Source organism: Cytobacillus oceanisediminis 2691, assembly GCF_007678455.1.
Classification (GTDB): Bacteria; Bacillota; Bacilli; order Bacillales; family Cytobacillaceae; genus Mesobacillus; species Mesobacillus oceanisediminis_A.
In genome coordinates, this window is record NZ_VEEP01000001.1 from 88,253 (window position 1) to 102,381 (window position 14,129).

The 14,129-nt window shown below is 44.1% G+C and carries 15 protein-coding genes; 6 read left to right on the top strand and 9 right to left on the bottom strand.

Features of this window, described 5'->3' with window-relative positions:
• The first annotated feature begins 297 nt into the window (after positions 1–297).
• Positions 298–1,677 carry a class II fumarate hydratase gene (gene fumC / locus FS736_RS00505; protein WP_144474416.1) on the top strand — a complete coding sequence of 460 codons (1,380 nt, stop codon included), beginning with the start codon at positions 298–300 and terminating at the stop codon, positions 1,675–1,677.
• A gap of 127 nt (positions 1,678–1,804) precedes the next feature.
• Here the strand turns inward: fumC and FS736_RS00510 are convergent, their stop codons facing one another.
• On the bottom strand, positions 1,805–2,008 hold the full coding sequence (locus FS736_RS00510; RefSeq protein WP_023615428.1) for an alpha/beta-type small acid-soluble spore protein: 204 nt from the start codon (positions 2,006–2,008) through the stop codon (positions 1,805–1,807).
• A gap of 354 nt (positions 2,009–2,362) precedes the next feature.
• Here FS736_RS00510 and FS736_RS00515 point away from each other — a divergent pair, with 354 nt between their 5' ends.
• Positions 2,363–2,605: a hypothetical protein gene (locus tag FS736_RS00515; protein ID WP_144474969.1), complete on the top strand. Its 243-nt coding sequence runs from the start codon at positions 2,363–2,365 to the stop codon at positions 2,603–2,605.
• 52 nt (positions 2,606–2,657) lie between these two features.
• Here the strand turns inward: FS736_RS00515 and FS736_RS00520 are convergent, their stop codons facing one another.
• Together FS736_RS00520 and FS736_RS00525 are read right to left on the bottom strand one after the other, a co-directional pair.
• Positions 2,658–3,758 (bottom strand): ABC transporter ATP-binding protein, encoded by a 1,101-nt coding sequence (locus FS736_RS00520; protein WP_144474417.1) that lies wholly within the window; start codon positions 3,756–3,758, stop codon positions 2,658–2,660.
• 122 nt (positions 3,759–3,880) lie between these two features.
• A complete protein-coding gene (locus FS736_RS00525; protein WP_144474418.1) occupies positions 3,881–4,780 on the bottom strand; it encodes a PucR family transcriptional regulator in 900 nt (299 codons plus the stop codon).
• Between the two features lie 166 nt (positions 4,781–4,946).
• Between FS736_RS00525 and FS736_RS00530 the strand changes: the two genes are divergently transcribed.
• Positions 4,947–5,207 (top strand): metal-sensitive transcriptional regulator, encoded by a 261-nt coding sequence (locus FS736_RS00530; RefSeq protein ID WP_079507876.1) that lies wholly within the window; start codon positions 4,947–4,949, stop codon positions 5,205–5,207.
• A 71-nt stretch (positions 5,208–5,278) separates the two neighbouring features.
• Here the strand turns inward: FS736_RS00530 and FS736_RS00535 are convergent, their stop codons facing one another.
• The 6 genes from FS736_RS00535 to FS736_RS00560 all read right to left on the bottom strand — a co-directional run bounded on the left by FS736_RS00535 (position 5,279) and on the right by FS736_RS00560 (position 10,561).
• Positions 5,279–5,464: a hypothetical protein gene (locus FS736_RS00535; protein WP_144474419.1), complete on the bottom strand. Its 186-nt coding sequence runs from the start codon at positions 5,462–5,464 to the stop codon at positions 5,279–5,281.
• A gap of 60 nt (positions 5,465–5,524) precedes the next feature.
• Positions 5,525–5,737, bottom strand: coding sequence for a YheE family protein (locus tag FS736_RS00540; protein WP_144474420.1), 213 nt, complete (start codon positions 5,735–5,737; stop codon positions 5,525–5,527).
• Between the two features lie 70 nt (positions 5,738–5,807).
• Positions 5,808–6,992: a YheC/YheD family endospore coat-associated protein gene (locus FS736_RS00545; protein WP_144474421.1), complete on the bottom strand. Its 1,185-nt coding sequence runs from the start codon at positions 6,990–6,992 to the stop codon at positions 5,808–5,810.
• Positions 6,989–8,356, bottom strand: coding sequence for a YheC/YheD family endospore coat-associated protein (locus FS736_RS00550; protein ID WP_144474422.1), 1,368 nt, complete (start codon positions 8,354–8,356; stop codon positions 6,989–6,991). The genes FS736_RS00545 and FS736_RS00550 overlap by 4 nt, the downstream gene beginning before the upstream one ends.
• A complete protein-coding gene (locus FS736_RS00555) occupies positions 8,353–9,438 on the bottom strand; it encodes a YheC/YheD family endospore coat-associated protein (protein ID WP_186326624.1) in 1,086 nt (361 codons plus the stop codon). The genes FS736_RS00550 and FS736_RS00555 overlap by 4 nt, the downstream gene beginning before the upstream one ends.
• Before the next feature lie 19 nt (positions 9,439–9,457).
• On the bottom strand, positions 9,458–10,561 hold the full coding sequence (locus FS736_RS00560) for a YheC/YheD family endospore coat-associated protein (protein ID WP_144474424.1): 1,104 nt from the start codon (positions 10,559–10,561) through the stop codon (positions 9,458–9,460).
• A 201-nt stretch (positions 10,562–10,762) separates the two neighbouring features.
• On the opposite strand from FS736_RS00560, the gene FS736_RS00565 reads away from it, so the two are divergent.
• The 3 genes from FS736_RS00565 to FS736_RS00575 all read left to right on the top strand — a co-directional run bounded on the left by FS736_RS00565 (position 10,763) and on the right by FS736_RS00575 (position 13,922).
• Positions 10,763–11,122, top strand: coding sequence for a YlbF/YmcA family competence regulator (locus FS736_RS00565; protein WP_144474425.1), 360 nt, complete (start codon positions 10,763–10,765; stop codon positions 11,120–11,122).
• Positions 11,123–11,251: 129 nt separating this feature from the next.
• Positions 11,252–12,124: a Cof-type HAD-IIB family hydrolase gene (locus tag FS736_RS00570; RefSeq protein ID WP_144474426.1), complete on the top strand. Its 873-nt coding sequence runs from the start codon at positions 11,252–11,254 to the stop codon at positions 12,122–12,124.
• 289 nt (positions 12,125–12,413) lie between these two features.
• Positions 12,414–13,922 carry a coproporphyrinogen III oxidase gene (locus tag FS736_RS00575; RefSeq protein ID WP_144474427.1) on the top strand — a complete coding sequence of 503 codons (1,509 nt, stop codon included), beginning with the start codon at positions 12,414–12,416 and terminating at the stop codon, positions 13,920–13,922.
• Positions 13,923–14,129 lie beyond the last annotated feature (207 nt).

A 14,129-nucleotide genomic window follows, 5' to 3' on the forward strand; every position in this document is an offset into this window, starting at 1 on the left:
GTTTAATAATAACTAAATTAATTTCAGGAGGTTGTTTAGATGGCGGAACTCACAGTAACTTTAAGCATCGCGAGCATCATGATCCTGGGCTATTATATCGGATATGCAATTTATAAAGCATAACCCTGGGCAAAAAAAGACATAATGAAAGCGGAAGCAGCACTCATGACTGCTTCCGCTTTTTGCATTTGAGGCAAATGCACTTTTCTGTTATTCCAGCTTTAAAAAAGGTATCCTGAAAGCGGAAATGTTTGAAATGTTTAGATAAGTAAATAATTAGATTGAGGAGGGATCGTTTTGTCAGATTATCGGATTGAAAGGGATACGATCGGTGAAATTAAGGTGCCATCAGATAAATACTGGGGTGCACAAACTCAGCGAAGCAAACAGAATTTCAAGATTGGAACGGAAAAAATGCCAATAGAAGTGATCTATGCTTTTGCTGAAGTAAAGAAAGCGGCAGCCAGAGTGAATGCTGCTTCTGGAAAGCTATCGGAAACAAAAGCAAAGGCGATTGAGACGGCCTGTGATGAAGTTCTTGCCGGGCAATTCGATACGCATTTTCCATTGGTCGTGTGGCAGACAGGAAGCGGAACGCAGTCTAATATGAACGTCAACGAAGTAGTCGCCAGGAGAGCGAATGAACTGCTTGCAGAGCAGCAGGCGGAAGAAAAAGTCCATCCGAATGATGATGTGAATATGTCACAGAGTTCGAACGATACTTTCCCGACAGCGATGCATATTGCAGCTGTAAAAAAAGTGGCGGCTGAAGTATTGCCTGCGCTCGAGCTCCTAAAGGAGACGTTAAGGAAAAAAGAACAGGAATTCAATGAAATCATCAAAATCGGCAGAACCCATCTCCAGGATGCGACCCCGCTTACATTGGGGCAGGAAATAAGCGGATGGAAAGCGATGCTCGAAAAAGATAAACAAATGATCGAGGATGGCCTCAAATATGTGAGAGATCTGGCAATAGGCGGGACAGCTGTCGGAACAGGAATAAATGCAGCGAAAGACTTCGGTGACCAGGTAGCAAGCCAGCTTTCCAGCCAGACAGGAGAAACGTTCCGTTCGGCACCGAATAAATTCCAGGCACTGACATCGCATGATGAGATTGTCTTCCTTCACGGTGCATTAAAAGGACTGGCAGCTGACTTGATGAAAATTGCTAATGATGTTCGCTGGCTTGCCAGCGGCCCAAGAAGCGGGATTGGTGAGCTCTCCATACCTGCAAATGAACCAGGCAGCTCCATCATGCCCGGCAAAGTCAACCCAACGCAAAGTGAGGCACTGACAATGGTGGCAACCCAGGTTTTCGGAAATGATGCGACAATCGGATTCGCGGCAAGTCAGGGTAATTTTGAGTTGAATGTATTCAAGCCTGTCATCATCTATAACTTCCTGCAAAGCGCGAGACTGCTGGCAGATGGAATGAGATCCTTCAATGATAACTGTGCAGAAGGCATTGAAGCGAATCTGGATGTCATTGCTGGGCATGTTGACCGGTCACTTATGCTTGTCACGTCCTTGAATCCTCATATTGGTTATGAAAAAGCAGCTGAAATCGCCAAGCTTGCTTTCAAGGAAAACACTACTCTGAAGGAAGCGGCAATCAAGACAGGGTATTTGTCCCCAGAACAATATGATGAGTGGGTCAAGCCTGAAAAGATGATTTGATGGAGAGTATACTCATTGGTACTCTTCCAGGGGCCATGTGAAGATACGTAGTAAGTGAACTGGACAAAAGTAAAGGCCCCCTGATGAAGGGGGCCTAAGCCATTCTTATTTTATTGTTTAATGCAATTTAGCGTGCAGATCCGCCAAGTTGTTGCTCAGCCATTTGCACAAGGCGCTTAGTGATTTCTCCACCAACTGAACCGTTAGCACGAGAAGTCGTTTCGCCGCCAAGCTGTACGCCAAATTCTGTTGCGATTTCGTACTTCATTTGATCAAGAGCTTGTTGAACACCGGGAACTAATAATTGATTAGAGTTGTTGCTACTAGCCATTAATATTTCCTCCTTTGTGTTTTTCAGAGTTGTATTTGGGTTAGTATTGGAGTCGAACCAATCATGGCTTTTGCCATGCCGCCTGGGGTTAACCCATGATGAGGAATTGGCTGGGCTAGCCGGAATTGCACCGGCTCGCGTCATAGCTGCCTTCTAGGCTTAACCCAATGTCTTTATTCGTTTGCTGACCTGCGTTTTTTCTTTGCTGCTGCTTTATTAATAACTAGTATGTTTTGTTTCGAAAAGTTTATTCGCTGATCAATAAAGGTAATTAATACCATTATTATCACATTACATAACCAATTTTAATCAACACAAACTATTGTTAGCGATACAGGAGAAAGGATGAAAAAGATGGGGATGTGCCCGATTTGCAATGGCTTCAGAAACGTTGCTCTGCCATGTCCTAACTGCAGCGGCAGCATGGAGGACAGCGGGAGGGAAGCAGACTTTTATGATGATTACAGCCCGTATATGCCAATTGATCAAATGAAACTGGAGGATGGTTATCCTGCTGACTTTACAGAGGAGGAATGCCCGCACTTGTTCAAATGTCCAAACTGCGGGACAAGCCAGGTATTTTTAATCAAAGAATGATAGATCTTCAAGAAAGCAAAAAAAGCAACCGCAATGGTTGCTTTTTCATGTATTAAGGACGGATCCTTACTTCTGTTTCTGCATCGAAGAAGTGGACCTTGTTCATATCGAATGCCAATTCAATCACCTGGCCTGGAGTTACATCTGTGCGGGAATCAACACGAGCAACGAAATCCTGGCCTTCTAATTGAGAATAGATCATAGTTTCTGCACCAGTCAATTCAGATACCTCAACAGTTGCTTTGATTGTAGCTCCCTGGGAAGCATCGATGAACACTGGCTCGTCATGCAGGTCTTCCGGTCTTACGCCGAGGATGAGGTCTTTGCCAACATAACCCTGTGCGCGAAGAACTTTCATCTTTCCTTCTGGAACGGCGATAGAAGAGTTGTTGATTGTGAACTTTCCTTCTTCAAGCTTTCCAGTGAAGAAGTTCATGGAAGGAGATCCGATGAATCCGCCTACGAAGACGTTTTCTGGATTTTCGTAAACTTCTTTTGGCGCTCCAACCTGCTGGATGACACCGTCCTTCATGACTACCAGGCGTGTTGCCATTGTCATCGCTTCAGTCTGGTCGTGTGTTACGTAAATAGTTGTTGTATTCAAGCGGCGGTGAAGCTTAGCGATTTCTGCACGCATTTGTACACGCAGCTTTGCATCAAGGTTCGATAAAGGTTCGTCCATCAAGAACACCTTAGCGTCACGGACGATAGCACGTCCTAAAGCAACACGCTGGCGCTGACCGCCTGAAAGTGCCTTTGGCTTGCGGTCTAAATATGGCTCAAGACCAAGAATCTTCGCAGCTTCTTTAACGCGGCGGTCGATTTCGTCCTTAGCAAACTTACGAAGCTTCAATCCGAATGCCATGTTATCGTATACAGTCATATGCGGATATAGAGCGTAGTTCTGGAAAACCATCGCGATGTCACGGTCTTTAGGAGGTACGTCGTTCACACGCTTTCCGTCGATGTAGAAATCACCCTTGGAAATTTCCTCTAGGCCAGCGATCATCCGAAGAGTTGTGGATTTACCGCAGCCAGATGGTCCGACGAATACGATGAATTCTTTGTCTTCGATGTGAAGGTTGAAATCTTCTACTGCTGTGACTTTGTTATCATAAATTTTATAAATGTGGTCTAATTTTAACTCGGCCATTTTTTAAGCCTCCCTGATTGTTTGTCTACATGAACAGTTTAGCGAAAAGGCCAGCCACTTATCATCAGCAGGATGCACAAAAAAATGAAAGCCCTTTTATGCAATTTGTTCAAATTGTGAAATCAGCCCATTTCTTTAAAAAGGCCGGCAAGATAAACAACGATGGCTGCGTCAAAATCCTTCAGCTGCACGCCGGTTTTTTCGGTGAACTTGTCCAGTCTGTATTGCAGGGTATTACGGTGTACATACAATTTTTTAGCTGCAAGCGAGACATTCGAATTGGTTTCCAGGAACGTTTTAATAGTAGCCATTAACTCTTTGTCATCGCCAAATGCCTCGAGAATCGAATGGGAGAGAATATCCTGTAAGTGATTTGGCAGCTGTGTTGCCAGAAGCATCGGGAAGGCTTTTTCAAAGGTGAAGACATCACCGCGATTGGTAAGTTTCGATAATTTCAGGAATACCTGCTTTTCGTTTGTGAAAAAGTCTGGGAGCTTTCGGGAAATAGTCTGGAACTTGCCGATATAAAAAGATATTTTAATGAAAAAGTCACTTTCGAATGTTGCAGAAATGGATTGAAGCTCGTCCGCATCTTCGATGATTTCCTTCTTTTCTTGAACGATCATTCCATAGGAATCCCTCATCCAGAGGATAGTATGGTCTGGGAAAAAGCCTTGCAACGCTTCATTGACTTCTTCTTGTTCAATGTGTTTTGCCTGCATCCGAAATTGAATGAAACGGACCTCATCATTTGCAGCCGGCGGTATTGCTCCTCCATGGAAAAGAAAATCATTCCAAGCAAGTGCTTTGCCAGAAAGGGAAGTGTGCTGATCGGTTTCAATATACTGAAGCAAATTTTTCAGCAAGTCAAGCTGGTCTTCCGATATGACTTCCTTAGGAATGCTGATCCACGGCGGCTCCTGCCCTGTAGAATGGAACCAGTGGAAGTCGAGTGATGGATTGGCTGGAAAATGATTGTGCGTGACAGAATCAGGGAAATAAGCTAATATTTTATTAATCATATAAGTATCCTCAGATTTAGTTTGATAAAAGCTGACATATCTTTTATTATAACAGGTGTGGCTTTTAAATGTGAATTTACTCCAGGGGATAAACTGGTAGAAAAAAGGAAAAAATATTGGTATTATAGATACAATACGGGGTACCGTAGGAGAGAGGTGCAGGGAAATGGAATACACACCAGAAATGAAAAATCGCTTGAAGCGTTTGGAAGGTCAAGTCCGCGGCGTTATCCGGATGATGGAAGAAGAAAATCACTGCAAGGATGTTGTCACACAATTATCGGCAGTCCGTTCTGCAGTAGACCGTGCAATTGGTTTCATCGTGGCAAAGAACCTGGAATCATGCATCACGGAAGCAGCCAAGGAAGGCAAAGAAGCCGACGAAGCGATCAAAGATGCAGTCAATATGATTGTTAAAAGCAGATAAGACACCAGCATCCTTTTTAGGATGTGGTGTCTTTTTTTTTGTGATTTATTTCGATGGAGCTCATGCTTTTCCTATTCATTAGGCGGATCTTCAGGCGGGAGGTCATGGCTTTCCCCTATATTAGGAGTATCGTCCAATCGATGGACAGTCCCGCCTGCCATCCCCTCATTGATCATCCTGTCGACATCGACATATACTTTGTCCCGGCCCTCATATTGCAGGTCCTCGGCGAACTTTTTCTGGTCCTTTTGTTTCATGGTTACCTCCTTCAATCCTTTTACGCTTAGAATGTCGGAAAGGCACAAAAAACATACGGATTATTTATCATATACATGGAAAAGCATCAACTCGTGAACCCGTTCCTTCAGCTGGTCGATATCCCCGTCAAGGGGCTGTTCGGAAGTCCATTGAATATCTCCGTTTTGGTGATAGATTCCCGTATACTTCTGCTTTTTGAAATAAAAGGAAAAATGCCAGCCGGGCATTTCTTTATTTTCGAATAATGATTTGAATTGGAAATGAGTGATCACTGCGATACCCCCTTTTAGATAATCTATACCACTATTATATAGCAATAGAGGAAGGGGAGGGACCTCAAACTTAAAAACCAGTTTTCCTGAGAAATAGATCCACAAGTGTAATGATTCTCTTTTCTTCGATTTGGGATTCATCAAAGCTCATTGGTTTTGAGTTTACTTCAAAAATGGCATATTCTCCTTCTTCAGTGAGCCCGGCATCTAGCGAGAATTCCCCGAAATATCCCAATTCTTCTGTCAGCAACTGTCCGATTTCCTTCACGGCCCAGGCGAAAAATGCATCATGCCTGGGATTCTTCACAATATTATAGGGAAGCACGATTCCGCCTTTCGGCACGTGGGTGGTCAAGTCTTGTTTCTCTGATTGGCGGATGCCGATGCCAGTTACTTCATATCCATTTAGTCCATCATGCGCATGGACGCGGAAGTCATAGCGCTTTCCGCCAATGGCTGCAGGCCTGATTTCCTTTTGGGCGATATAATCGTACTCTAACAGATGCCTGGATTTTGCTAACCAAAATTCCTTTAAACCCGGAAATTCAAGACGATGGGAATGGCTTTCCAACTCAATTCGTCCGTTCCTATGCCGCAGCCGGAAAATCCCGATGCCTTTGGACGAAGAAGCTGGCTTCAGATAAATCCCCTGATGTTTTTCAAGAAATGCAGCTAGCTGAATCAACGTCTTTACGCAAATGCTTTCAGGCAATAGTTTGTTTAATTGATCATGTCTTGCAAAAATGGAGTATAGCTTGTTTTTGTTGATGAAGGCAGGATTGAAAAATGGGACACCGAGAGCGCAAAAGTAATCAATCGCATCCTTGAAAGCCTGCTGCTGTTCGGCATTTCGGAATGGCACGCGATTGAAAACAATATGCGGCAGCGGCGTCTTTACAGGTATCCATTTGTTGGCTTCAGGTGAAAATGTGACCCCGGTAAGCCCATCCTTGACAACTGTTTCCGGAGGGAAAACAACTGCCATTCCATTGCGCTTCACCAGCTCATCCTGCAGTGATTTGAAAAGTGATCCGTTGCCTGCAAGTGCCATTTCTTTGCTCATGGAGGTCATGATTCCAACCAGCGGGCCGAGATTTCCCTGTTTGTTTTTTAAGGTGAATAAGTGTGTTTGCTGTGGGACAGAGCTTGAAGGGGTGGGTCTGATTTGGATTTTATTAAAGCCAAAGCTGATTTTTTCATCAGCTTTGGCTTCATAGGTCCATTCCTTCGATTCGATGTGATAGCGAAGGTTCATTGGAAAAGTTCCTCAGGTGCTGTAATGGCTTTTTCCGCTAAAAATATGCCAAAGGAAAGGGAAAGCTTTCGGGTGAGCAGATCGAAATTTTTCAGCTTCGGATGCTTGAAAATCGACCGGCCAGGCTTTGAGTTTGCCTCGAAAAGCCAGACTTTTCCTGACTTATCAATCCCCAGGTCAAAACCAATCTCCCCGATGATTCCTTCCATGTTTTTTTCTAAAATGGTGCTCAGGATCAGGGCAGCCTCAGTTAGTTTCTTTTCACAGGACTCACGCTCTTCCTGGTCCTCGAATAACTCATCAAGTGATTTAACGATGCCGCCGTTGTTCACGTGAGTCGTCACACTGCCCTGGCCAGCAATCTTTGCGGCTATCGCAGCGAGCTGCCACTGTCCATATTCATCTTTATTGGTATGAACCCTGAAATCGATCAGTCGTTTGTCTGACCTCAGCAGGCTGATGCCCTGCTGGACAATCATCTGTGATAAGTTCCGCTTGTAAAAGACCTTCTTCATCAGTTTTTCAAGACTGTCAAATTTCGTTAACTTATTGACTCCTTGCTGGTCCCGGTACCGGCAATAATAGTAGCCATTATGCTTATCGAACAGGATTTGATGGATTCCCAGGCCGAGGCTTCCATTGGCTGGTTTGACATAGACATTTCCGTAGTTTGAGAGCATACGTTCAATAACGGAAAAAGAAGAAAATTGATGGGTTTCAGGCAAGTATTCAACGGCCCGATCATCCTGCTGCAGCCGTTCGAAAACATCCAGCTTGCTGAAAAAGCCGGGATTGTACCAAGGAATCAGATAATCGGTCTGCATTCTCGCTTTTAAACTGCGAAGCTCTGATTTTCTTTCTGTCTTTCTGTTTGGCAGGCGATCGTATACGACATTCGGGAAAGGAACTTTAATTTTCTTCCACCCACCCTCTACAAAGAAATAACCGTCAATCAACCCTTGTTCCCAATCGATATGCTCCTCGCCAAAAACAAACGGCAGGGCGCCTACTGATTTATTGACTGAAAGCAGCTTGGCGAAGAACATCGAGCGCTCGCCGATCGGTCTTAAAGGGTAGGGTGTGAAACCGGAGGTCAGGATGCCGATCAGCGGACCGATAAATAATGTTTGCTGGTCAATGAAAACATGCAGGGGAATCGACAAATCCGGCATGGACAGCTCTTTCTGCACGTCATTGCTGAGGACAATCACATTCCTCCTTTTTGGATGGGGCGCGACAGTGACATCAAGCAGCTTGTTGCCGAAAACGACTCTTCTGATATCCTTGCTATTGGGAAGGTCGGCAGGGATGAAGACGAGCTGCTTGGAGTGGGTGATGATTTCCACAGGATATTTCTTTCTCATAAATGCTGTCCCTCTCTTTCTGGCAGAATTTCTGAAAGTGTCATGGCATATTCAAGCGGAGCTTTATAGAGAATTTCCTTCAGGTCGGGATTGAGTGATGTGATGACTTTTCTGCCGGGCTTTGAATTCGTATCCAGCACCCATAATGCTTTATCTTTTGAGACGCCGATATCGATGCCGAGCTCGAATAACCTTGGGAAGGATGCTTCAAGGATGCCCGGCAGCATTGAGAGGATCTCTTCTAATTCAAGTGAAAGAAATTTTCTCGTGCGGAAATCCAGCGAACCTGCATAGTCTTCGAATGCCTGAATTTCACCGCCTGCAGCCAGATTCGACAGGATGCCATCCTTATGGCCGCGGCGTATTCCCTTTCCTCGCATAATCCATTTATCTCCCCGGTCCTTTTGCAGCAGCACCCTGATATCAAAAGGACAGTTATGTGAATCAGAAAGTTCGAGATAAGGCTGCATCATGTATTCGTTTTTGCTGCAAAGTCTGTCGAGCCAAGCCTCTGTCTCACTAGTCGATAAAAATACTTTCTCTGACAATCTGCCATCAGCTTCTGCCAGGATTGTAAATTCTCTTCCGGAATTTTTAATTTTATAGATTCCGGCGCCGCCAGAACCAAAAACAGGTTTTAATATGGCAGTGCTCCACTTTTTCAGCTGCACTATTACAGCTTTTCCGCTTGGCACAAGGATGGTCTCTGGGATATATGGAGCAAGTGCGGATCTGGATAGGACCTCATAAATGCTCCATTTATTTGGCAGGCCGTTTCCCAGGAAGGTAATATCTTCTCGGTTTTTCAGCCATTTCACAATCGCCATCGACTGTTTCGATTCATGGTCATTTGCATAAAAACAACGGTCATATATTACCTTTGGCAGCAGGAACTCGGCCTTTACCCACTTTTCTTTTTCGTGATCGAATTTTTCTCCTGCCACCATTTCGGTGATCGGATGGATTTTTGCCGGTGCGAACCTGTAGCAGGTAAAGATGTCAGGATTCGCCCGTTTCGCAATTTCGGTAAAATAAGTACGCTCACTATTAAACGAGCGAGACATCATTCCAAATGAAATCATCTGCATATCTCCTTTTGGACTAGCGCTCACAAAGTCCATAACAATGGTCAATGATGGCTTTAGTCGAAGGTCTGATTTTAGAGCCGCGCTCCTCAAAATTCTTGGAGGGTTTGGAGTTGGCTTCGATCAGCCACAAACTTCCTTTAATGTCGATTCCAATATCGATTCCAAGCTCTGCATTGTGTCCCTCGGCATGCCGGCTGATCGTTTCGGCTGTTTCCAGTGCCAGCTCCTTCATCAGTGCCAGTTGATGACGGGCCTGATCCTTTCCAAAAATCAACGCCAGCGTGTGAGCAGGCTTCATGACTTCGCCACCGCGCGCAATATTGGAAACAAAATACTGTTCGGCTGAAACCCTGGCTACAATTGAAGTTACCTTCCAGAACTGCTGGGCATTTTTATGGCAGAGAACTCTGAAATCCATTGTACGGCCATTCAATTCGGACAGCTGTACCCCTTGCTGGATGATGCAAAGCCTTTTTTCGACCAGAGGCGCAATTGTGCGTGCCAACTCCCCAATTTTTTGAAAAGGTGATAAGTCCTTTGCCGGCAAAGAGGATAATGAGACCTTGACCAAGCCTTCTGATTGGACGAGCTGAATGATATTGCGCCCCTGGCTTCCATGGACGGGCTTGATGTACAATTCATCATACTTCTGCAGCATTTTTTCAAGCATGCTTTCGCTGTAAAGATGTGTTTCCGGTATGAAGGACTGCAAATGCTCCTCTATCATTAAAAATTCATGGATTTCCCATTTGGAAAGAAAGCGATGATTAAATATCTTTATTCCCAGAGTATCCAATTTATTTAAAAAACCCTTAAATCCTTTGCTGAATTCAGTTCTTCGTGAAGAGACACGGTTATAGATGACATTGGGTAAGGGGAGGGAACCCTTTTTCCATTCCTCGGTATCCTGATCGTAAAAAAAGCCCTCGACTCCATCATCAGAAAAGCCTTTCAGTGAAAAAACATAGAAGCTTCCGCCTGTTTCCGAAATTCCCTGGTGGAGCTCTTCGCAAAAGGAATGGACCTTGCCGAAGTCCGGTCCGCTGTCTTCTTTTATCTCAGTCAGCAAAGCGATGACGGGCTGTGTTGATTGGCCTTCAAATTTAGCTGGCGTCATAGCTTCCCCTCATTTTCTTTTGGCTGCATAAGGAAACAATACATAAAAATAGGCAAACACACATATTCCATGTTATGAATAGTTGTGGTTATTGGTGATTTTCATGGCAAGGGAAGTTTTCTTGTAACCTGAACTTTTGGCATTGAGCAACATAGTTTGTTATAGTGTAGTGGAGTGTTTAACGGAGAAGGAGTGATTTGAATGGCAGTCAATCTTTACGATTCAGCCTACGAATTAGAAAAAGCAATCAGAAACAGTACGGAATACGCAGAATTGAAACGACTTTATGATGCTGTGAACAACGACCCATCGGCAAAAGCGATGTTTGAGAACTTCCGCAATATCCAGATGCAGCTTCAGGAAAAGCAGATGACTGGACAGCAAATTACCCAGGAAGAAGTAGAACAGGCACAAAAGACTGTTGCACTTGTCCAGCAGCATGAACTGATTTCCAAGCTCATGGAAGCTGAGCAAAGAATGAGCATGGTCATCTCCGAGCTTAACCAGATCATCATGAAGCCTCTTGAAGAGTTATACGGAAACCCGAACCAGCAGCAATAAGATTGAAAGGACTCCCGGCAGACAATGGCCGGGAGTTTTTTTTACAGTTTGCCCCCTTGTTCTATTCTTTCGCTTTCTATCATACAAGTTAAATAAGGACAAAAACACCGAAGAAATGGGGGCATAAAAATGATTTACCGTCTTCTTGCGCTTAACGTGGATGGCACGATTCTCCAATCAAATGAAAGGCTCCATAAATCCACAAGGGATGCAATCGAGTACGTCCAGCAAAAGGGAGTTTACGTGACTCTAGTAACTTCCAGAAGCTTTCCATCAGCCAAAAAAGTGGCGAAAGCGCTGAAAATAAATTCATTGCTGGTAACCCATCTCGGATCCTATATTTCGCATGACCTTCGCAGTGACCCTGTGTTTGAAAAAAGGATCCCAGAGGATGTCACTTTCCAGCTTGTCAGATTCCTCGAAAGCTTTCCATGTCAGATCAGACTGGTCCATGAAAAGTTTTCGCTGGCTAATAAGTATAAATTGAATCATAATCTGCTGGCCAAAACGGTATTCACTTCAGGTGATCCGATTTTCTATTCACAGCAATTCACTGATTCTATCAGCGAGACACTTGTCAATGACCCGGTATCACCGCCAAAGATCGAAGTCTACTTCGAGTATGAAGAAGACCTGGCAGATGCACAGCAGGCGATAAATGGGATGTTCTCAGAAGTCTCACTTTCCAGGTTGAATGACTATCGACTCGATATCATGCCAGAAGGCGTGTCAAAGCTTAACGGCCTGATCCAGCTGGGCGAGCATCTAGGCATTCCATTGAAAGAAATGGTCGCAATTGGCGACGGCACAGACGATATTGATATGATTGAGGCATGCGGTTTGGGAGTCGCAATGGGGAACGCATCTCCAGAAGTGAAGAAGGCTGCGGACTGGGTGACCCGATCAAACAACCAGCATGGCGTCAGCTACATGGTAAAGGAACACTTCCGCAAACAGCAGCCAATCGAGTTCCTGCGGAAAATGAATATTATAAAAATGTGAAAATAGTAAGCATGCCTGATGATTGAAAATCAGGCATGCTTTTGTTGTTTTTTCATGAGTTTCAGGAATATATGAGTTTTCTTCGGAAAATAAGCATTGAATTAAGGAATATATGAGTTTTTTTCGGAATATAAGTGCTGAATTAAGGAATATATCTTTTTTCTAAGGAAAATAAATGATACTAAGTCGGGCCTAAGCCGAAAACTGGTAGCTTTTGCACTGTCTTGACCAGGGAATCATAATTCTATTACACTTATTGAAGCATGTTTAATTGAAAAGGTGAGGTTACATGAGAATTCATATAAAAGGTATAGATGATGAAAGGTTTCAGAGGCCGCTGGAGTTGATTGCGAATCTGTTTTTTGAGGAATCAGAAGTGGTTCTGGGAGAAACAGGTTCAGAATTTGATGCGACAATAGAATTTGAGGTTCAAACTGAAGGTACTATCCTTGTAAAAGCAGACCTGACAACTAAGAATGAAGACGTTTTTTCAGTGCATGCCGATAAAGAAGTGCCAGCAGGCCTAAGCGAAAAAGAAGAATTCAAACTGCTTAAAACCGTTGTTTCAAGAGCTTATTTAAAAGTGCTGCAGGACTGGACAGGTATCATCCAGAAGTGGGGGATCCTTACAGGTGTACGCCCAACAAAGCTTCTGCACAAGAAACTTCGTGAAGGAAAAGAGCAAGTAACAGCACATAAAGAACTGAAGGAGCAGTACCTGATTTCAGATGAGAAAATCCAGCTCATGCAGCAGATTGTGGACCGTCAGCTTGCTGTCCTTCCAGATTTGTACGATTTGAAAAATGGTGTCAGCATTTATATTGGCATCCCTTTCTGCCCGACGAAATGTGCATATTGTACGTTCCCGGCTTACGCGATCAATGGGCGTCAAGGTTCAGTTGATTCCTTCCTGGGCGGCCTCCACTATGAAGTTCGCAAAATTGGTGATTGGCTGAAGAAAAATGATATGAAAATCACGACTGTTTATTATGGAGGCGGCACGCCAACTTCAATAACAGCGGAAGAGATGGACATGCTCTATGAAGAGGTCCATCAATCATTTCCAGATGTCGAAAACATCAGGGAAGTAACAGTCGAAGCTGGCCGTCCTGATACGATCACGCCTGAAAAGCTTGAAGTGCTTAAGAAGTGGAATATTGACCGGATCAGCATCAATCCGCAGTCTTACATCCAGGAAACATTGAAGGCAATCGGCCGTCATCATACGGTGGAAGAAACGATTGAAAAATTCCATCTCGCCCGCGAAATGGGGATGAACAATATCAACATGGACCTGATCATCGGCCTTCCAGGTGAAGGGACGGAGGAATTCGCGCATACTCTTGATGAAACAAAGAAACTGATGCCGGAATCACTGACAGTCCATACGCTTTCTTTTAAAAGAGCATCGGAAATGACAAGGAACAAGCAGAAATATAAAGTCGCTGACCGCGCCGAGATCGAAAAGATGATGAATATGGCCGAAACATGGACGACAGAGCAGGACTATGTACCATATTATCTATACAGACAGAAGAACATTCTCGGAAACCTGGAGAATGTAGGCTATTCATTCCCAGGGCAGGAAAGCCTGTACAATATTATCATCATGGAAGAACAGCAGACGATTATCGGCCTTGGCTGCGGTGCATCAAGCAAATTCATCGATCCGGATACCGGCGTGATCACCCAGTTTTCAAATCCTAAAGATCCGAAGTCATATAACGACAGTTTTGAAGAGTATGCTGATAAAAAAATTGAAATTCTTGATTCATTGTTCAACAAAGCGAAGATTTAACGTGGAAAGCTCCCGAAGGGTTTATTTCGGGAGCTTTTTTGATGGGTTTGACATTTTTTTAGGAGGGATTGTGCGTAAAAGAAGGATGATTTAGCTATTCAACCATGGAATTCCGCGAAAACCCAAGTTGATTCCGAGAAAAAGGTAAAGGATTCCGCGAAATTCCCCAATAATCCCGCGAAAAAGATATGGGATTCCGCTAACTGG